This window comes from Pseudocitrobacter cyperus, assembly GCF_039889165.1.
GTDB classification, from domain to species: domain Bacteria; phylum Pseudomonadota; class Gammaproteobacteria; order Enterobacterales; family Enterobacteriaceae; genus Pseudocitrobacter; species Pseudocitrobacter cyperus.
In genome coordinates, this window is the sequence record NZ_JAYMYY010000001.1 from 1,318,194 (window position 1) to 1,336,844 (window position 18,651).

19 protein-coding genes and 7 tRNA genes are annotated in these 18,651 nt (G+C 53.1%); 3 read left to right on the forward strand and 23 right to left on the reverse strand.

Going from position 1 to position 18,651, the window contains the following annotated elements:
• Positions 1-12: 12 nt before the first annotated feature.
• Both VSR74_RS06460 and zitB read left to right on the forward strand, forming a co-directional pair.
• Complete coding sequence (locus tag VSR74_RS06460; protein ID WP_347793933.1) at positions 13-393, forward strand: YbgS-like family protein; 381 nt, start codon at positions 13-15, stop codon at positions 391-393.
• 112 nt (positions 394-505) lie between these two features.
• A complete protein-coding gene (zitB, locus tag VSR74_RS06465; protein WP_347793934.1) occupies positions 506-1,450 on the forward strand; it encodes a CDF family zinc transporter ZitB in 945 nt (314 codons plus the stop codon).
• Here the strand turns inward: zitB and pnuC are convergent.
• The 20 genes from pnuC to cydA form a co-directional block, all read right to left on the reverse strand.
• A complete protein-coding gene (pnuC, locus tag VSR74_RS06470) occupies positions 1,447-2,163 on the reverse strand; it encodes a nicotinamide riboside transporter PnuC (protein WP_347793935.1) in 717 nt (238 codons plus the stop codon). The genes zitB and pnuC overlap by 4 nt on opposite strands.
• Positions 2,164-2,185: 22 nt before the next feature.
• Positions 2,186-3,229, reverse strand: a complete 1,044-nt coding sequence (nadA, locus tag VSR74_RS06475) for a quinolinate synthase NadA (RefSeq protein WP_347794364.1) — start codon at positions 3,227-3,229, stop codon at positions 2,186-2,188.
• Between the two features lie 248 nt (positions 3,230-3,477).
• A tRNA-Lys gene (locus VSR74_RS06480) sits at positions 3,478-3,553 on the reverse strand.
• 33 nt (positions 3,554-3,586) lie between these two features.
• Positions 3,587-3,662 (reverse strand) — tRNA-Lys (locus VSR74_RS06485).
• A 147-nt stretch (positions 3,663-3,809) separates the two neighbouring features.
• Positions 3,810-3,885: transfer RNA gene (locus VSR74_RS06490), tRNA-Lys, on the reverse strand.
• Positions 3,886-3,888: 3 nt separating this feature from the next.
• Positions 3,889-3,964 (reverse strand) — tRNA-Val (locus tag VSR74_RS06495).
• Positions 3,965-4,100: 136 nt separating this feature from the next.
• Positions 4,101-4,176, reverse strand: a tRNA-Lys gene (locus VSR74_RS06500).
• 2 nt (positions 4,177-4,178) lie between these two features.
• Positions 4,179-4,254: transfer RNA gene (locus VSR74_RS06505), tRNA-Val, on the reverse strand.
• 24 nt (positions 4,255-4,278) lie between these two features.
• Positions 4,279-4,354: transfer RNA gene (locus VSR74_RS06510), tRNA-Lys, on the reverse strand.
• A 164-nt stretch (positions 4,355-4,518) separates the two neighbouring features.
• Positions 4,519-5,313 carry a cell division protein CpoB gene (cpoB, locus tag VSR74_RS06515; RefSeq protein ID WP_347793936.1) on the reverse strand — a complete coding sequence of 265 codons (795 nt, stop codon included), beginning with the start codon at positions 5,311-5,313 and terminating at the stop codon, positions 4,519-4,521.
• 9 nt (positions 5,314-5,322) lie between these two features.
• Entirely contained in the window at positions 5,323-5,847 is a 525-nt protein-coding gene (gene pal / locus VSR74_RS06520) for a peptidoglycan-associated lipoprotein Pal (RefSeq protein ID WP_015965297.1), read from the reverse strand.
• 35 nt (positions 5,848-5,882) lie between these two features.
• Positions 5,883-7,175: a Tol-Pal system beta propeller repeat protein TolB gene (gene tolB, locus VSR74_RS06525; RefSeq protein WP_347794365.1), complete on the reverse strand. Its 1,293-nt coding sequence runs from the start codon at positions 7,173-7,175 to the stop codon at positions 5,883-5,885.
• A gap of 132 nt (positions 7,176-7,307) precedes the next feature.
• Positions 7,308-8,594 (reverse strand): cell envelope integrity protein TolA, encoded by a 1,287-nt coding sequence (tolA, locus tag VSR74_RS06530; protein ID WP_347793937.1) that lies wholly within the window; start codon positions 8,592-8,594, stop codon positions 7,308-7,310.
• 53 nt (positions 8,595-8,647) lie between these two features.
• A complete protein-coding gene (tolR, locus tag VSR74_RS06535; RefSeq protein ID WP_347793938.1) occupies positions 8,648-9,076 on the reverse strand; it encodes a colicin uptake protein TolR in 429 nt (142 codons plus the stop codon).
• 3 nt (positions 9,077-9,079) lie between these two features.
• Complete coding sequence (gene tolQ, locus VSR74_RS06540) at positions 9,080-9,772, reverse strand: Tol-Pal system protein TolQ (RefSeq protein WP_015965301.1); 693 nt, start codon at positions 9,770-9,772, stop codon at positions 9,080-9,082.
• Entirely contained in the window at positions 9,769-10,173 is a 405-nt protein-coding gene (gene ybgC / locus VSR74_RS06545) for a tol-pal system-associated acyl-CoA thioesterase (protein WP_347793939.1), read from the reverse strand. The genes tolQ and ybgC overlap by 4 nt, the downstream gene beginning before the upstream one ends.
• Positions 10,174-10,322: 149 nt before the next feature.
• Positions 10,323-10,613: a cyd operon protein YbgE gene (gene ybgE, locus VSR74_RS06550; protein WP_347793940.1), complete on the reverse strand. Its 291-nt coding sequence runs from the start codon at positions 10,611-10,613 to the stop codon at positions 10,323-10,325.
• Between the two features lie 2 nt (positions 10,614-10,615).
• Positions 10,616-10,726 (reverse strand): cytochrome bd-I oxidase subunit CydX, encoded by a 111-nt coding sequence (gene cydX / locus VSR74_RS06555; RefSeq protein WP_347793941.1) that lies wholly within the window; start codon positions 10,724-10,726, stop codon positions 10,616-10,618.
• A gap of 14 nt (positions 10,727-10,740) precedes the next feature.
• A complete protein-coding gene (gene cydB, locus VSR74_RS06560; protein ID WP_347793942.1) occupies positions 10,741-11,880 on the reverse strand; it encodes a cytochrome d ubiquinol oxidase subunit II in 1,140 nt (379 codons plus the stop codon).
• Positions 11,881-11,895: 15 nt separating this feature from the next.
• Positions 11,896-13,464 (reverse strand): cytochrome ubiquinol oxidase subunit I, encoded by a 1,569-nt coding sequence (cydA, locus tag VSR74_RS06565; RefSeq protein WP_347794366.1) that lies wholly within the window; start codon positions 13,462-13,464, stop codon positions 11,896-11,898.
• A gap of 926 nt (positions 13,465-14,390) precedes the next feature.
• Here cydA and VSR74_RS06570 point away from each other — a divergent pair.
• Positions 14,391-15,164, forward strand: a complete 774-nt coding sequence (locus VSR74_RS06570; RefSeq protein WP_347793943.1) for a hypothetical protein — start codon at positions 14,391-14,393, stop codon at positions 15,162-15,164.
• Between the two features lie 98 nt (positions 15,165-15,262).
• Here the strand turns inward: VSR74_RS06570 and sucD are convergent, their stop codons facing one another.
• From sucD to odhB, 3 genes are all read right to left on the reverse strand, one after another.
• A complete protein-coding gene (gene sucD, locus VSR74_RS06575; RefSeq protein WP_347793944.1) occupies positions 15,263-16,132 on the reverse strand; it encodes a succinate--CoA ligase subunit alpha in 870 nt (289 codons plus the stop codon).
• Complete coding sequence (sucC, locus tag VSR74_RS06580; protein ID WP_108473876.1) at positions 16,132-17,298, reverse strand: ADP-forming succinate--CoA ligase subunit beta; 1,167 nt, start codon at positions 17,296-17,298, stop codon at positions 16,132-16,134. The genes sucD and sucC overlap by 1 nt, the downstream gene beginning before the upstream one ends.
• Positions 17,299-17,432: 134 nt before the next feature.
• Positions 17,433-18,638, reverse strand: a complete 1,206-nt coding sequence (gene odhB, locus VSR74_RS06585) for a 2-oxoglutarate dehydrogenase complex dihydrolipoyllysine-residue succinyltransferase (protein WP_347793945.1) — start codon at positions 18,636-18,638, stop codon at positions 17,433-17,435.
• Positions 18,639-18,651: the final 13 nt, after the last annotated feature.

Here is an 18,651-nt window from a genome sequence, read left to right on the forward strand (position 1 = left end):
CAGGAGCACCTTATGAAAACGACTAAACTGGCCACCCTTCTTCTCACCGCGACGCTTGGCCTCGCCAGCGGCGCAGCCCTGGCAGCCGATTCCGGCGCGCAAAGCAATAACGGCCAGGCGAATGCCGCGGCTGACGCCGGTCAGGTCGCCCCTGATGCGAAAGAAAACGTTGCGCCGAATGGTGTCGATAATAGCCAGATTAATACCGGTTCTGGCGGCACGATGCTGCACCCGAACGGCTCGGCCAGCGGTCATGACGGCATGACCAAAGATGAAGTGCACAAAAATTCGATGTGCAAAGATGGCCGATGCCCGGATATCAACAAAAAAGTTGAGACCGGCAATGGCGTCAATAACGATGCCGACACCAAAGTCGACGGCACCACGCAGTAAATAATGCAACAGGCTGCAAACAGGAGAGCGAACGCTCTCCTTTTTATTTTGGTGGCGCAAAAAAGGTATGATGTCATACAGTTAACAAGAGCATAAAAATACGGATGACATTATGGCGCACTCACACTCGCACACTGCTTCTCACCTGCCAGAAGACAAAAACTCTCGCCGTCTGCTGTGGGCATTTATCATTACCGCAGGTTTTATGGTGGTGGAAACCATCGGCGGGATTATCTCTGGTTCACTGGCGCTGCTGGCCGACGCCGGGCATATGCTCACTGACTCTGCCGCATTGCTGTTTGCCCTGCTGGCAGTCCACTTTTCGCGCCGCCCGCCAAACGCCCGCCATACCTTTGGCTGGCTGCGTCTGACCACTCTTGCCGCTTTCGTCAACGCTATCGCGCTAGTGTTGATCACCATTCTGATCGTCTGGGAAGCCATTCAGCGCTTCTACCATCCACAGCCCATCGCCGGGGCAACTATGATGATCATCGCCGTCGCAGGGCTGGTGGCGAATATTCTTTCGTTCTGGATCCTGCATCGCGGTAGCGAAGAGAAAAACCTCAATGTGCGCGCCGCGGCGCTGCATGTGATGGGCGACCTGTTGGGGTCGGTGGGCGCGATTGCGGCAGCGGTAGTGATCATGATGACGGGCTGGACGCCTATCGATCCGATTCTGTCAGTGCTGGTTTCGTGCCTGGTGCTGCGTAGCGCGTGGTCATTGCTAAAAGAGAGCGTCAATGAACTGCTGGAAGGGGCACCGCGTTCGATGGATGTTCCGGCGCTAAAACGTGAACTGCGCAGGGAGATCCCGGAAGTACGGGACGTTCACCACGTTCATGTCTGGCTGGTTGGCGAGAAACCGCTGATGACACTGCATGTTCAGGTGGTGCCGCCACACGATCACGATGCTTTGCTGGAGCGTATTCAGCATTTCCTTGAACATCACTATCAGATTGAACACGCCACCATTCAGATGGAGTATCAGCCCTGCAGCGGCCCGGAATGCCATCTTAACGTGACGACAACCGGGCACGCTCACCATCACCACCATTAATGTGAAAACGCGCGAGAGCCTCGCTCATGCGCGCTGTTTATCCACATCCGGCTGCCGTTCAGAGCGATAAAGGTCAGAATCAGATACTCCAGCGACATGGCATAGACGCCCTGCAAGGCGAAGATCACCACACTGATAACGTTAATGATCACCCACAGCAGCCAGTTTTCCACATATTTGCGCGTCATCAGCACCATCGCGACGATAGACAATACCATCATGCAAGAGTCCCAGAACGGGAAAGCATCGGGCTGTAGCTCTGGCTGCGTGACATTCAGACCGGCGAACTGCATTACATTCACTGCCACACGCGTCAAAAAGGCGAACACAGGATCGATATATACCGTCATCAGGGCAATTGCCACCACGCAGGCGGCCAGCCAGCCAATCGCTTTCGGTTTCGGCAACCAGCGAATTTGCAGCTCAGCTTCATGCTGATTGGTTTGCCGCGACCACGCGTACCAACCGTAAATATTCGCCGCAAAGAAGAGTTGCAGTAACAGGCTGGCGTAGAGCTGGATCTGGAAGAAAATAATCGCAAACAGCGTGACGTTAATCAGCCCGAAAAAGTAGTTCACAATTTTTTCGAGACTCGCCAGCCAGATACAGAGCAATCCCGCGATGGTGCCAACGGCTTCAATCCAGGAGAGATCGTAACCGCCCGCGCCAATCGGGATATGCACCAGAATATTTTGCGTACTAAAGAAATCCATTTTGTCTCCAGAGTGTTAGTCGCTATCCCCGAAGTGTAGCCGCAAAATCGAGCATCCGGTTCAACGGCACCAGTGCTGCCTGGCGCAGCGCTTCGTCGACGTGGATCTCATGGGCTTCCCCGCCCTTCTCCAGCCCTTCCGCAATAGCTTTCAGGCCATTCATTGCCATCCACGGACAGTGGGCGCAGGTACGACAGGTTGCGCCTTCTCCGGCGGTCGGGGCTTCCAGCAGCTCTTTCTCCGGTACGGCCTGCTGCATTTTGTAGAAGATCCCACGGTCGGTCGCAACAATCAGTTGCGGATGCGGCAGCGTTTTAGCAGCGTTAATCAACTGGCTGGTCGAGCCTACGGCATCGGCCATATCGACAATCGCCTGTGGTGATTCAGGGTGAACCAGAATAGCGGCCTGCGGGTACAGCGCTTTCATACGAGCCAACGCCTGCGTTTTGAACTCGTCGTGGACGATGCAAGCCCCCTGCCAGCACAGCACATCGGCTCCGGTTTGCTTTTGCACGTAGCGACCGAGATGACGATCCGGCGCCCAGATGATTTTTTCCCCTAAACTATCAAGATGCTCAATGAGTTCTACGGCAATACTCGACGTGACCACCCAGTCAGCACGCGCTTTCACGGCAGCAGAAGTATTAGCATAAACCACGACCGTGCGATCAGGATGCTCATCGCAGAAAGCGTTGAATGCCTCACTCGGGCAGCCGAGATCCAGCGAACATTCCGCGTGCAGCGTCGGCATGAGTATGGTTTTTTCCGGGCTAAGGATTTTCGCCGTCTCGCCCATAAAACGCACGCCCGCCACCAGCAAGGTGGTCGCAGGATGCTTTGCGCCAAAGCGCGCCATCTCCAGCGAATCAGAGATACAGCCGCCGGTCTCTTCTGCCAGTTGCTGAATTTCCGGATCGGTATAGTAATGGGCCACCATTACCGCGTTGCGCTCTTTCAGCAGGCGTTTGATTTTCTCGCGATAAAACTGTTTTTCGTCCACGCTAAGGGCAACCGGCTTCGGCGGGAAGGGGTAAATTGCGGCTTCTGGGTCAAACATCACGCTCATCATGCTGTCTCGTTTTACTGACTTAACGAAATTGCCGATAACAGGCGTATTAAACGCATCAATCGGACACTGGTGTTTTATATGCTAAACAAGATAGCTGAAATGAGGAGAAAAGTCGTGGAGATTTTAGGGGGAGTTTTGTGCGGGCAGTGTCAGGTAGCGCAGTGCTCAACACCGAACCAGCAGCAGGTTCGAATCGTTTATTTCTGCGCATAGCAAAAAGGCGCCTTTAGGGCGCCTTTTTACATTGGTGGGTCGTGCAGGATTCGAACCTGCGACCAATTGATTAAAAGTCAACTGCTCTACCAACTGAGCTAACGACCCCTTGCGGGATTTTACTGCTTAAATCATTCAGGATGGTGGGTCGTGCAGGATTCGAACCTGCGACCAATTGATTAAAAGTCAACTGCTCTACCAACTGAGCTAACGACCCATCTGGGTGTTGCCTGAAAGATTTTTACTCGGTTACCAATCTAAAATTGGTGGGTCGTGCAGGATGACTCGGCTTTGCCTTGCCCTACGGGCCGTTGCTAACGCAACGTTATCCTTCACGTTTTACTACCGTTTCCACCAGAACGATTGGTGGGTCGTGCAGGATTCGAACCTGCGACCAATTGATTAAAAGTCAACTGCTCTACCAACTGAGCTAACGACCCGAGTGGTGGGTGATGACGGGATCGAACCGCCGACCCCCTCCTTGTAAGGGAGGTGCTCTCCCAGCTGAGCTAATCACCCGATACTGCGCTGGATACTACTTACTAACTAAGTTAGTGGTGGGTCGTGCAGGATGACTCGGCTTTGCCTCGCCCTACGGGCCGTTGCTAACGCAACGTTATCCTTCACGTTTTACTACCGTTTCCACCAGAACGATTGGTGGGTCGTGCAGGATTCGAACCTGCGACCAATTGATTAAAAGTCAACTGCTCTACCAACTGAGCTAACGACCCGGTGGTGGGTGATGACGGGATCGAACCGCCGACCCCCTCCTTGTAAGGGAGGTGCTCTCCCAGCTGAGCTAATCACCCGATACTACGCTGGATACTGCTAATTGGTGGGTCGTGCAGGATTCGAACCTGCGACCAATTGATTAAAAGTCAACTGCTCTACCAACTGAGCTAACGACCCACTTTTACGTTGTTTTCGAGATGTTTAATATCCCGTTGCAACGGCGGCATATATTACTGATTTCAGAATTGAGCGCAACAAATATTTCGACGAAGGTCACTTAAGTGCTTATGTTTCATGCGGCATGACCAGAAATAACACGTTTCCTGGTCATGCTTCAGGCATTACATCCCATTAAGGCGTTTCTGAGCCTGTTTAGCACCATCGGTGCCTGGGTACTTCGCAACCACCTGCTGGTACACTGCTTTCGCTTTAGCAGTATCCCCTTTGTCCTGCATGATCACCCCGACCTTAAACATCGCGTCAGCCGCTTTGGGTGATTTCGGGTAATTTTTCACCACGGAGGCAAAATAGTACGCCGCATCATCTTTTTTACCCTTGTTGTAATTCAACTGACCGAGCCAATAATTGGCATTCGGCTGATACGTTGAATCAGGATATTTTTTGATGAAGTTCTGAAACGCTACCAATGCATCATCCTGGCGAGAAGAGTCCTTCACCAGCGCAATGGCTGCGTTATAGTCCGTATTCGCGTCTCCGGTCTGTACAGGCACACCTGAGGCCGCTGCGTCGGCAGTCGATGCTGGCGTTGCCGTCGCGCTGCCGCCTTGCTCACCGGACGCCTGCTGCGTCTGTGCGCCCGTACCGCCGTTAGTCAGACCGTCAATCTGCAACAGGATCTGCTTCTGGCGCTCAACAATCTGGTTCATCTGGTACTGACTTTCCTGGATTTGACCACGCAGGGAGTCGATATCAGATTGGTTATCAGAAAGTTGTTGCTGGAGTTGGGTCAAAAGTTGACTGTGAGCATTAGAAATACGCTCAAGAGTGGTGACACGGTCTTCGACCGAGCCTGAGCCGACACTACTGATTGGCGCCTGAGCATTAGCGGCCCAGGGGGCCGCTATGCCAACCAGTAACGACAGACTCAACATGTGATGTCTGAAGTTACTGCTCATGCAATTCTCTTAGTAAACCAGTACGGCACGACGGTTTTTGGAGTAAGCCGCTTCGTCATGACCCAGTACTGCAGGTTTTTCTTTACCGTAAGAAACGATGGAGATCTGGTCAGCAGAAACGCCTTTACCCTGCAGGTACATCTTAACAGCGTTAGCACGGCGTTCGCCCAGGGAGATGTTGTACTCAGGAGTACCACGTTCGTCCGCATGACCTTCTACGGTGACTTTGTAAGACGGGTTGCTACGCAGGAAGTTAGCGTGTGCATCCAGCATTGCAGCGAAGTCAGAACGGATATCGTATTTATCCAGATCGAAGTATACGATGTTGTTCTGCTGCAGTTGTTGCATCTGCAGACGAGCCTGCTCTTCGGAGGACATGTTGCCGCTGCCGTTTGCATCCATACCAGTGCCAGCACCGTTCAGCATGCCGCCTTCGCTGCCATCATTGCTTGCATTCTTGTTAGAAGAACACGCAGCAATTGCCATTACCGGCAGAGCCAGCATCAGTCCTTTCAGCACTTTGTTCAGTTGCATTTCTTTGATTCCTTTAATAATTCAATTATTTATTATTACAGATACGGCGACCAGGCAGGGAATTTGACCTGTCCATCAGTTGCCGGAAGACGCGCTTTGAAACGCCCATCTGTAGAAACCAGATTCAGCACGGATCCCATCCCCTGAGAAGAGCTGTAGATTACCATAGTGCCGTTAGGTGCCAGACTTGGCGTTTCGTCCAAAAACGTTGACGACAATACTTGTACGCCACCCGCTTCCAGATCTTGTTTGGCAATGTGCTGCTGCCCACCATTGGAGCTAACCATTACCATAAACTTACCGTCGCTGCTCACATCCGCATCCTGGTTCTGAGAACCTTCCCAGGTAATACGCTGCGGAGCACCGCCGTTAACATTAACTTTATATACCTGCGGACGACCGGCCTGGTCAGAGGTGAAGGCCAGATTCTGGCTGTCCGGGAACCAGGTTGGTTCGGTGTTGTTGCTGCGACCATCAGTCACCTGGCGGATCTGGCCGGAGCCAATATCCATCACGTACAGGTTCAGACTACCGGTTTTAGACAAGGCAAACGCCAGTTTGCTGCCATCCGGAGAGAACGCTGGCGCACCGTTGTGGCGCGGGAACGACGCAACCTGACGAACCGCTCCGTTAGACAGCGTCTGGATAACCAGCGCAGAACGGCCGCTTTCGAAGGTGACATAAGCCAGTTTAGAACCGTCCGGAGACCATGCCGGAGACATCAGCGGCTGCGGTGAACGGTGAACCACAAACTGGTTGTAACCATCGTAGTCAGAAACACGCAGCTCATACGGGAACTGGCCGCCGTTGGTCTGAACGACATAAGCAATACGGGTACGGAACGCACCTTTGATGCTGGTCAGCTTCTCAAACACTTCGTCACTGGCAGTGTGGCCGGCATAGCGCAGCCACTGCTTGTTCACTTTGTAAGAGTTCTGTGCCAGAACGGTGCCCGGCGCGCCGCCGGTATCAACCAACTGATAAGCAACAGTATAGCTGCCATCAGCATTAGGCGAGACCTGGCCGACGACGACCGCATCAATACCCAGCGCTGACCATGCAGCAGGTTGAACGTCCTGCGCAGTAGCTGGCTGCTGTGGTAGTTTTGCACGATCTAACGGATTAAATTTACCGCTGTTGCGCAAGTCAGCACCGACGATACCGCCGATGTCTTCAGGCGCAGCGCCCGGCCCGGCCCACTGGAAAGGAACCACGCCAATTGGACGCGCCGAGTCTACCCCCTGGGTAATCTCGATACGTACTTCTGCGTGCAGCACTGCTGCCCACAGCATTAAGAAACTAAATGCTACTCGTAATGCCTGCTTCATCATATCTCCCTTACCCGGGCGGAAAGCCCACGATAATTTAGCAGAATGTTAACAAACTCAAATACACAAAACTACCAAAACCCTGCGACCGCGCTGCCTTTATTTTCCCCATTCACATGGGGAAAATATACCTTAAGGTTTGAAGTCCAGTGGTGCATTTTTGAACGTTTCCCAGACTGCCTGTGAAGGCGGTTTGGGGAATTTAGTCATTCGGCTGGTTGCCGCCAGCATCTGCTGACAGAAAGCCGGATCGCCGCCTTCCGATTTCACGCTCATAACAGTTCCATCCTGCGCCAGGTTTACACGTAGCGTACAGGTTTTACCTTTGTAGGTATCCCAGTCATAGAGATGCCCACGGATCGCGGCCTGAACCTGTGCGATATAGGACGCGATCTCCGCCTGAGACGCACCACCCTGCCCCGGCTTATTACCTTTAGCAGGAGATGAGCCTCCAGCGGTACCACTGGTGTTACCTTTCGGCGCATTCTTACCTGAGCTGAGATCGCCCAGCAGGTCGTCAACGCCGGAAGCCGCAGCCGCTTTTTCAGCCGCAGCTTTCTTCGCAGCAGCCGCTTTCTTGTCAGCCGCAGCTTTCTTCGCAGCAGCCGCTTTCTTGTCAGCAGCAGCCTTATCAGCCGCCGCTTTCTTATCGGCAGCAGCCTTGTCAGCCGCGGCTTTCTTGTCAGCAGCCGCTTTTTCTGCGGCCGCTTTCTCAGCCGCCGCGGCTTTTTCTGCCGCAGCTTTTTCAGCCGCTGCTTTCTTATCAGCAGCCGCTTTTTCTGCGGCCGCTTTCTTCGCCGCCTCGGCTTCAGCTTTCTTCTGTGCATCCGCAGCCGCTTTCGCCGCGTCGGCTTCTGCTTGTTTCTTCGCTGCGGCAGCTTTTACTGCTTCGGCTTCAGCGGCTTTCTTCGCATCGGCAGCCGCTTTTTTAGCTGCGTCTTCCTGAGCCTGCTTCTTCGCATCGGCTTCGGCTTTCTTCGCAGCTTCATCAGCTTGTTTCTTCGCGTCAGCTTCAGCTTTCTTAGCAGCTTCTTCAGCCTGTTTCTTCGCGTCAGCTTCGGCTTTCTTCGCGGCTTCCGCAGCCTCTTTCGCCTGCGCGTCCGCTTTCTCTTTCGCTTCTATGGCTGCTTTATCGGCGGCCTCTTTCGCTTCTCGTTCTTTCTTCTCTTGCGCTAACTTCGCAGCGTTATCCGCCTGTTGTTTCGCGCTGGACTTCTGCTGCTTTTGATAGTTTTCGACCACGGCACCCGGGTCGACCATCACGGCGTCGATGGCCGAACCGCCACCACCACCGGCCGCAGCATCCATGTGCTCATCGAACGAACTCCAGATCAGCGCTGCAAACAGAATGACGTGCAGCACTGCTGAAATAATTATCGCTCGTTTAAGCTTGTCGTTTTGTTCGGTTGCCTTTGACACTCTCGGTTCCCAAAAACTGCTCGCCCGTCACCCTGAAAAGGAAGTGCAGGTGGTTAGATCGGTTGGGTCATCAACCCGACAGATTTCACACCGACGCTGTGCAACAGGTTTAGCGCTTTAATTATTTCATCGTAAGGCACATCTTTCGCGCCCCCAATTAAGAACACCGTTTTCGGATTGGCCTGCAGGCGGCTTCTCGCTTCAGCGATCACCTGCTCCGGCGGGAGTTGATCGGAGCGATCCTTCTCAACCACCACGCTGTACTGCCCAACACCCGACACTTCAATAATCACCGGCGGATTATCGTTGCTGCTAACGGCCTGCGATTCGGTTGCATCCGGGAGATCAACCTCCACGCTCTGCGTGATGATAGGCGCCGTCGCCATGAAGATCAGCAACAGCACTAACAACACATCCAGCAGCGGAACGATGTTAATTTCGGACTTCAGTTCGCGACGTCCGCGTCCACGTGCTCTGGCCATGGCTTACCCCTTGTTGCTCTCGCTAACGGTAAACGCCTGACGGTGCAGAATGGCGGTGAACTCTTCCATAAAGTTGTCGTAGTTCAGCTCCAGTTTGTTGACGCGCTGGTTCAGACGGTTGTACGCCATAACCGCAGGGATTGCGGCAAACAGACCGATAGCCGTGGCGATCAACGCTTCTGCGATACCCGGTGCAACCATTTGCAGCGTCGCCTGTTTCACCGCGCCCAGCGCGATAAAGGCGTGCATGATCCCCCACACGGTACCGAACAGACCGATATACGGGCTGATGGAACCGACGGTGCCGAGGAACGGAATATGCGTTTCCAGCGTTTCCAGTTCGCGGTTCATGGAGATGCGCATCGCGCGCGATGCGCCTTCTACCACCGCTTCCGGCGCATGGCTGTTTGCACGGTGCAGACGGGCAAACTCTTTGAACCCGCTGTAGAAAATTTGTTCCGAACCGGCCAGGCTATCGCGGCGTCCCTGGCTCTCCTGATAAAGGCGAGAAAGTTCGATTCCGGACCAGAATTTATCCTCGAACGTTTCAGCTTCACGCGCCGCCGCGTTAAGAATACGGGTTCGCTGGATGATAATGGCCCAGGATGCGATTGAAAAACCAATCAAAATCAACATGATAAGTTTAACCAGAAGGCTTGCCTTCAGGAACAAATCAAGGATATTCATGTCAGTCACTGCTTAAACTCCGCGACAATAGACTTGGGAAGCGCACGAGGCTTCATGATGAGTGGATCAACACAAACAATCAGTACTTCAGCTTCGTTCAGTACTGTATTTTCAGCGTTGACAATCCGCTGCGTGAACACGAGTGACGTGCCGCGCAAAGATGTAATTTCCGTCTGGACTTCGAGCATATCGTCGAGCCTTGCCGGCGCAAAATACTCCAGCGTCATTTTACGCACCACAAACGCGACGCGCTCTTCCAGCAACACCTGTTGGCTGAAATGATGATGACGCAGCATCTCTGTGCGTGCTCTCTCATAGAAAGCGACATAGCTGGCGTGATAAACCACACCACCGGCGTCGGTGTCTTCGTAATAAACACGAACCGGCCATCGAAACAGCGTTGTATTCACTTTACATCCCGGTAATGCAAAAAAATTTTGAGCTTTTGAACTTCGCTACTATACGCGCGGAAATCGTGGTTTGGAATGGGGGGAAGTAAACGGAGAGTAAATATTTATGGCCTTATGCAAGCCCATAAATATTTACGGATGTTTCCTGGTTACAGGAAGAAAAAAATCAGTCCTGCGAGGAGAACCAGATCGGCGATAAGCGGGCAGAAAATCCCTTGCCAGTGGATGGCGCGAGGACGAAAGCCAACGCCATGAATAACACCTGCGCAAACAGCCCACATCAGCAGAAAACCATGCCAGATTTCAAGCTCGCTGGTCTTCGCCGCGAAACGCGCCGGATCCCAGAAGATGCAGCCTGCCAGCAGCAGGGCCATAACAAGGGAAAGCGCCCTCAGGGGGCGCTTATCCATTATCGCGTACAGCATAGCGATAATTTTCATCACTATTTTTCTTCACCTGCTTTGGTCGCTTCAACGTGTTCCAGCGCCAGCGCAGTGATCACCCCGAAGGCACAGGCAAGAAGCGTTCCCAAAATCCATGCGAAATACCACATTTTCAGCTCCTTACTTAGTACAGAGAGTGGGTGTTACGTTCAATGTCTTCTTTGGTGATACGACCAAACATTTTCCAGTAACACCAGGTGGTGTACAGCAGAATGATCGGTACGAACACCGCAGCAACATAGGTCATTACGTTCAGCGTCAACTGACTGGACGTCGCATCCCACATGGTCAGGCTCGCGTTAAACATCGTGCTGGAAGGCATGATGAACGGGAACATCGCAATACCGGCGGTCAGAATGATGCACGCCAGCGTCAGTGAGGAGAACAGGAACGCCCATGCGCCTCTGTCCAGACGGGTCATCAGGATAGTCAGCAGCGGCAGCACCACACCCAGTACCGGAATCGTCCACAGAGCAGGCATGTTGTTGAAGTTGGTCATCCATGCCCCTGCTACGTGCGCCACTTCTTTGGTCAGTGGGTTAGACGCTGCGCTGTGATCCATTACTGATGTCACCACATAGCCATCAATGCCGTAGTAGACCCAAACGCCCGCCAGTGCGAAGCACACTAACGTAACCAGCGCTGCGATCTGAGAGACCGTGCGGGTGCGCAGATGTAACTCGCCAACGGTACGCATTTGCAGATAGGTCGCGCCCTGAGTCAGGATCATCGCCGCGCTCACCACCCCTGCCAACAGGCCAAACGGGTTCAGCAACTGGAAGAAGTTACCGGTGTAGTAGAGACGCAGATACTCGTCAACATGGAACGGTACGCCCTGCAGCAGGTTACCAAACGCCACACCAATCACCAGCGGCGGCACAAAGCTACCAACGAAGATGCCCCAGTCCCACATGTTGCGCCAGCGGGTATCTTCAATCTTCGAGCGGTAGTCAAAGCCCACCGGACGGAAGAATAAAGAGGCCAGCACCAGAATCATCGCGACATAGAAACCGGAGAACGCGGCAGCATAGACCATCGGCCAGGCAGCAAACAACGCGCCGCCCGCCGTGATGAGCCATACCTGGTTTCCATCCCAGTGCGGCGCGATGGAGTTGATCATGATTCGACGCTCGGTGTCATTACGACCGAGGAAACGGGTGAGCATGCCCACCCCCATGTCGAAGCCGTCAGCGACTGCAAAACCAATCAGCAAGATGCCGATCAGCAGCCACCAGAGTAAACGCAATACTTCATAATCGATCATTTGACGACTCCTGTCTTAGCGTGCCGGCTGAGTAGTCGCGGAGGACTGCTCAAAGTGATAGCGACCGGTTTTCAGGCTGCTTGGCCCTTTACGGGCGAACTTGAACATCAGGAACAGTTCGGCCACCAGGAACAGCGTGTAAAGACCGCAAATCAACAGCATTGAGAAGATAAGATCGCCTGCCGTAAGCGAAGAGTTCGCCACAGCGGTTGGCAATACTTCACCAATTGCCCACGGTTGACGGCCATATTCAGCGACAAACCAGCCTGCTTCCACAGCAATCCATGGCAGCGGCAGCCCGTAAAACGCTGCACGCAGCAGCCATTTTTTCTCACCAATGCGGTTACGAATAACAGTCCAGAAGGAGGCTGCAATAATCAGCAGCATCAGCACGCCGCATGCCACCATGATACGGAAGGCGAAATAGAGCGGCGCAACGCGCGGGATAGAATCCTTGGTCGCTTTGGCGATTTGCTCTTCCGTCGCATCCGCCACGTTCGGCGTATAGCGCTTCAGCAGCAGGCCATAGCCCAGATCTTTCTTCACATCGTTAAACTGTTCACGAACAGCCGGGTCAGTCGCGCCAGAACGAAGTTGTTCAAGCAGCGAGTAAGCTTTCATCCCGTTACGAATACGTTCTTCATGCTGCACCATCAGCTCTTTCAGGCCAGTGACCTGTTTATCAACAGAACGGGTCGCAATGATGCCCAGTGCATAAGGGATTTGAATAGAAAGGTGGTTTTCCTGCTTATCCTGGTCAGGAATACCAAACAGCGTGAACGACGCCGGAGCAGGCTGGGTTTCCCATTCTGCTTCGATAGCCGCCAGTTTGGTTTTCTGCACGTCGCCCATTTCGTAGCCGGATTCATCACCCAGAACGATAACGGAAAGAATCGCCGCCATACCGAAGCTTGCTGCGATAGCAAAGGAACGTTTAGCGAACGCGAAGTCACGGCCTTTGAGCATGTACCAGGAGCTGATCGCGAGCACGAACATCGCGCCGGTGACGTAACCAGAAGCTACGGTGTGAACGAATTTCACCTGAGCTACCGGGTTCAGCACCAGCTCGGAGAAGCTCACCATCTCCATACGCATGGTTTCAAAGTTGAAGTCGGAAGCGATAGGGTTTTGCATCCAACCATTCGCCACCAGAATCCACAGTGCGGACAGGTTTGAACCCAGCGCAACCAGCCAGGTCACCGCCATGTGCTGCACTTTACCCAGACGATCCCAACCGAAGAAGAACAGACCTACAAAGGTGGATTCGAGGAAGAAGGCCATCAGACCTTCAATGGCCAACGGCGCACCGAAGATATCGCCCACATAGTGGGAGTAATAAGACCAGTTAGTCCCGAACTGGAACTCCATGGTCAGGCCGGTGGCCACGCCCAGTGCGAAGTTGATACCAAACAACTTGCCCCAGAACTTGGTCATATCTTTATAAATCTGTTTGCCGGAAAGGACGTAGACCGTTTCCATGATGGCCAGCAGGAACGCCATACCGAGCGTCAGCGGCACAAAAAGGAAGTGGTACATCGCGGTCAAGGCAAACTGTAAGCGCGACAGTTCGACTATATCTAACATCATGACTCCTTGCTCATCGCATGAAGACTCCGAGAATGAACCCACGAACAGAGTTCATACACATGCCCCAATACAAATTTATTTGCCGCCTCCCCCGCTGCTGTCCGTTAGCGTCAACAGATGCAACGACGGGCAAAGGTTACAAATACGTTAAAAAACACCTCAATTGATCCCAAAAATATATTACTCTGTAATATCCTTACAATAAACAGGTTTTATTGTATTAGATTTACGAAATTCGACGGTGATCAATTTATAGCGAAACAGGCGCTTTACAGCCAGTTTGATCCAGGACAATTTAACCACTTTTATGGTGCATAGCCAGTGTTTACGTGTTGATATAAATCAATTTTACTTGATCTTGTTAATTATGTTTTTATTAAAGAGTATCAGTGAATCATATGTTAATAGCATGTTTAGGTTTTATATCTGATAATTGTCAATACCAGCAAAAAAGAAAACATAGATAAGATTTTTTAACGGGGAAGATATCGAAAGAATGAAATAGTGCAGAATAGTTAATGTTAGACGACTTACGGTATTTTGCCAAAAACCTGCGTCCCTTTATGGTAAATTACATTTCATTCACTTGAATTACAGAGAAAATTAACACCGAAAGTTTATTATTAAAAATAGTGGCAATACCCGGAGACGCCGACTATCGCCTCACGCCGCACTTATAAAAGCGACGATCGCCGCTTTACACTGGTGGCTCGCCGTCAGCATTAAACGATCAGCCGCTCGGTAAATCAGCACACTGAATAAATATCAGTCATACCATCATCCTGAATTTATAGTAAATTCTTATTTTACAATGAATTACATCTTTCCCGTTCTCCCTTGAGCGCTGCTGTTTTTATAATCGCGCCGCGAAATGGGTGCGTTTTATGCGCACTTCGACAGGGGAACTCAGGAAAGGATCCGCTATGGTTCATGTAAAATATCTGCTGGCGCCCGCGTTACTGTGCTGCACGTTGCACGCCTGGGCCGAAGACAGCGTCGATAAAGCCAACAACCCGCTCCATCTGGCAACATCATTAGCCGTTCAGGATTACTACACCCCCAACCTTTACGGCAGCGATCAACACACCAACGATATGCTACTGCGCGCCACCGTGCCTGTTGCCGCAGGCGATCTCATTCCGGTGCCGCAAATTCTGCGCTTAACCGCGCCCATCGCCACGCGCCCGCAGGTTTCCGGTGGTTATGACACCGGGCTGGGTGATATCAACCTGTTCGATATTTTTCTGCTCAAGCAAAAAGGCGTGATGCTGGGCGTCGGGCCACTGATTACCGCCAACACCGCATCGCGCGATGAACTGGGGACTGGGCAGTGGCAGACCGGGCTCGCGGCGGTCGCCGTGGATTCATCGCCTGAATGGTTAAAAGTGGCGCTGGTGCAATGGCAAAAAAGTTTTGCCGGCGATAATGACCGTAGCCACGTTGAAACCGCCACCTTCCAGCCGTTTGTTATCTACAAAATGTCAAAGGGCTGGTATATGCGCTCCAGCGGTATCTGGACGTACAACGTCAAAAACGATGATTACTACATTCCGGCGGGGTTAGGTGTGGGGCGTGCGATGCCGATTGGCGGTTATATCGTTAACAGCTTTATTGAGCCGCAGTGGACTGTCGCGCACAGAGGGGATTATCAGCCGCAGTTCACGCTTTATGAGGGGTTCAGCGTGATGTTGAAATAAAAAAGGCCATCATAAGATGGCCAACCATGTCGAAATCGAACATTTAAAGCTCCCCTGCTCCATATCTCTCAGAGCTTACCGGGGAGCAGAGAGGATTTTTATCCCAGTACCACTTTCAGCGCTTCGCCGATATCGGCCAGGCTGCGAACGGTACGAACGCCAGCCGCTTCCAGGGCAGCAAACTTCTCGTCTGCCGTACCTTTACCGCCTGCGATGATGGCGCCTGCGTGGCCCATACGCTTGCCTTTCGGCGCGGTAACGCCCGCGATGTAGCCGACAACCGGTTTGGTGACGTGCTCTTTAATGTACGCCGCCGCTTCTTCTTCCGCGCTACCGCCGATCTCACCGATCATCACGATCGCTTCAGTCTGCGGATCTTCCTGGAACATTTTCAGGATGTCGATGAAATTAGAACCCGGGATCGGGTCGCCGCCGATGCCCACACAGGTGGACTGGCCGAAGCCGTAATCGGTGGTCTGTTTAACCGCTTCATACGTCAGGGTACCAGAGCGGGAAACGATGCCCACTTTGCCCGGCTTATGAATATGGCCTGGCTGAATGCCGATTTTGCACGCGCCCGGGGTGATTACGCCTGGGCAGTTCGGGCCAATCATGCGCACGCCTGCTTCGTCCAGTTTCACTTTCACGGTCAGCATATCCAGCGTCGGGATACCTTCGGTGATGGTGATAATCAGTTTAATGCCTGCATCGATAGCTTCCAGAATGGAATCTTTGCAGAACGGTGCCGGTACGTAGATAACCGATGCGGTAGCGCCAGTTGCTTCTACGGCTTCGCGCACGGTGTTAAATACAGGCAGGCCCAGATGCGTGGTGCCGCCTTTGCCTGGCGTTACGCCGCCAACCATCTGCGTACCGTAAGCGATCGCCTGTTCGGAGTGGAAAGTCCCCTGGCTACCGGTGAAGCCCTGACAGATAACCTTGGTGTTTTTATCAATTAAAATGGACATTATTTCCCCTCCACTGCTGCAACAACTTGCACTGCTGCATCCGTCAGACCTTTCGCTGCAATAATATTCAGGCCGCTATCAGCCAGTTTTTTCGCGCCGAGTTCGGCGTTGTTACCTTCCAGACGTACAACTACCGGTACGTTTACGCCAACTTCTTCTACCGCGCCGATAATACCGTCAGCGATCAGATCGCAACGGACGATACCGCCGAAGATGTTAACCAGTACAGCTTTCACTTTGTCATCGGAAAGGATGATTTTGAACGCTTCGGTCACGCGCTCTTTGGTTGCGCCGCCGCCAACATCGAGGAAATTCGCCGGTTCACCGCCGTGCAGTTTAACGATGTCCATGGTGCCCATTGCCAGGCCCGCGCCGTTAACCATGCAACCGATGTTACCGTCCAGTGCAACGTAGTTCAGTTCCCACTGTGCAGCCTGCGCTTCACGCGGATCTTCCTGAGACTGGTCGCGCATTTCGCGCAGATCAGCCTGGCGGAACAGTGCGTTACCGTCAGCGCCCAGTTTACCGTCGAGGCAGATCAGATCGCCCTGTTTGGTGATTACCAGCGGGTTGATTTCGATCAGCGCCAGGTCGCGCTCAAGGAAGATGGTCGCCAGACCCATGAAGATTTTGGTGAACTGCTGAACCTGCTTACCTTCCAGACCCAGTTTGAACGCCAGCTCACGACCCTGATACGGCATCGGGCCCGCCAGCGGATCGAGGGCGACTTTATGGATCAGGTGCGGGGTTTCTTCCGCCACTTTCTCGATTTCCACGCCGCCTTCGGTAGACGCCATAAAGACCACGCGACGGGAGCTACGGTCAACAACCGCGCCCAGATAAAGTTCTTTATCAATATCAGTGGCAGCTTCAACCAGGATCTGGTTAACCGGCTGACCGTGCGCATCCGTCTGGTAAGTGACCAGACGTTTACCCAGCCAGTGCTCAGCAAAAGCGCGGATCTCTTCTTTGCTCTTCACGACTTTCACACCGCCCGCTTTACCGCGGCCACCAGCGTGAACCTGACATTTTACTACCCACGGGCCGGCACCAATTTTAGACGCGGCTTCTTCTGCTTCACGCGGAGTAGTACAGGCATAACCCACCGGAGCCGGTAAGCCATAGCGGGCAAAAAGTTGTTTTGCCTGATATTCATGTAAGTTCATGTGTTCTATCCATCCTTCAGGTAATCATCGCCAGGCTGTATTCGATCCTGACTTTCTTTGTTTCGCCGGAGAGCTTAACGCCCTCCGGCCTACAGGTGATGCTCCTGTCCGGCGACACGCGCCGGACAAAATGACTACACGTCCAGCAGCAGGCGAGTCGGGTCTTCCAGCAGCTCTTTAATCGCCACCAGGAAACCAACCGACTCACGGCCATCGATCAGACGGTGGTCGTAAGAAAGCGCCAGGTACATCATCGGCAGAATTTCTACCTTGCCATCCACGGCCATCGGGCGATCTTTAATGGCGTGCATGCCGAGGATAGCGCTCTGCGGCGGGTTGATGATAGGGGTAGACATCAGAGACCCGAAAACACCCCCATTTGTAATGGTAAAGTTGCCGCCGGTAAGATCTTCCACTGTCAGTTTGCCGTCACGGCCTTTCAGCGCCAGCTCTTTGATACCTTTTTCGATATCAGCCATACCCAGCGCATCGACATCACGCAGAACCGGCGTGACCAGACCGCGAGGTGTGGAAACGGCCATGCTCACGTCGAAGTAGTTGTGATAAACAACATCTTCACCGTCGATTGAGGCGTTCACTTCCGGGTAGCGTTTCAGCGCTTCCACCACGGCTTTCACGTAGAAGGACATGAAGCCCAGACGGATACCATGACGTTTTTCGAACGCTTCGCCGTACTGCTTACGCAGATCCATAATTGGCTTCATGTTGACTTCGTTGAACGTCGTCAGCATGGCGGTAGAGTTCTTCGCCTCCAGCAGACGTTCAGCAACACGCTTACGCAGACGCGTCATCGGCACGCGTTTTTCGCTACGGCCCGCCAGCGGCGCAACCGGAGCGGCAGGTGCTTCAGCCTTAGCCGGCGCTTTCGCCAGATGTTTTTCAACATCCTCACGCGTGATGCGGCCACCGACGCCAGTGCCTTTAATCGCGCTGGCTTCAAGGTTATGTTCACCCAGCAGACGGCGAATCGCCGGGCTGAGCGCATCGTTGTTTTGCTCTTCGAGGGAAGCCTGCTGGCGCTGGGCAGGAGTGGACTCTTTCGCTTCAGACTTCGCGCTGGTTTCTTTACCGGCGCTATTGCCTTCACGCAGGCGACCCAGGATCTGACGAGACGTCACGGTCGTCCCTTCGTCTTCCAGAACCGCATCCAGAATGCCGTCTGCCGACGCCGGTACTTCCAGTACCACTTTGTCAGTTTCGATTTCTACCAGCACTTCATCACGAACAACCGCGTCGCCAGGTTTTTTATGCCAGGTTGCGACGGTGGCATCTGCTACGGATTCAGGCAGGTCGGGAACCAGAATATCTACGCTACTCATTGTGTATCCTTTA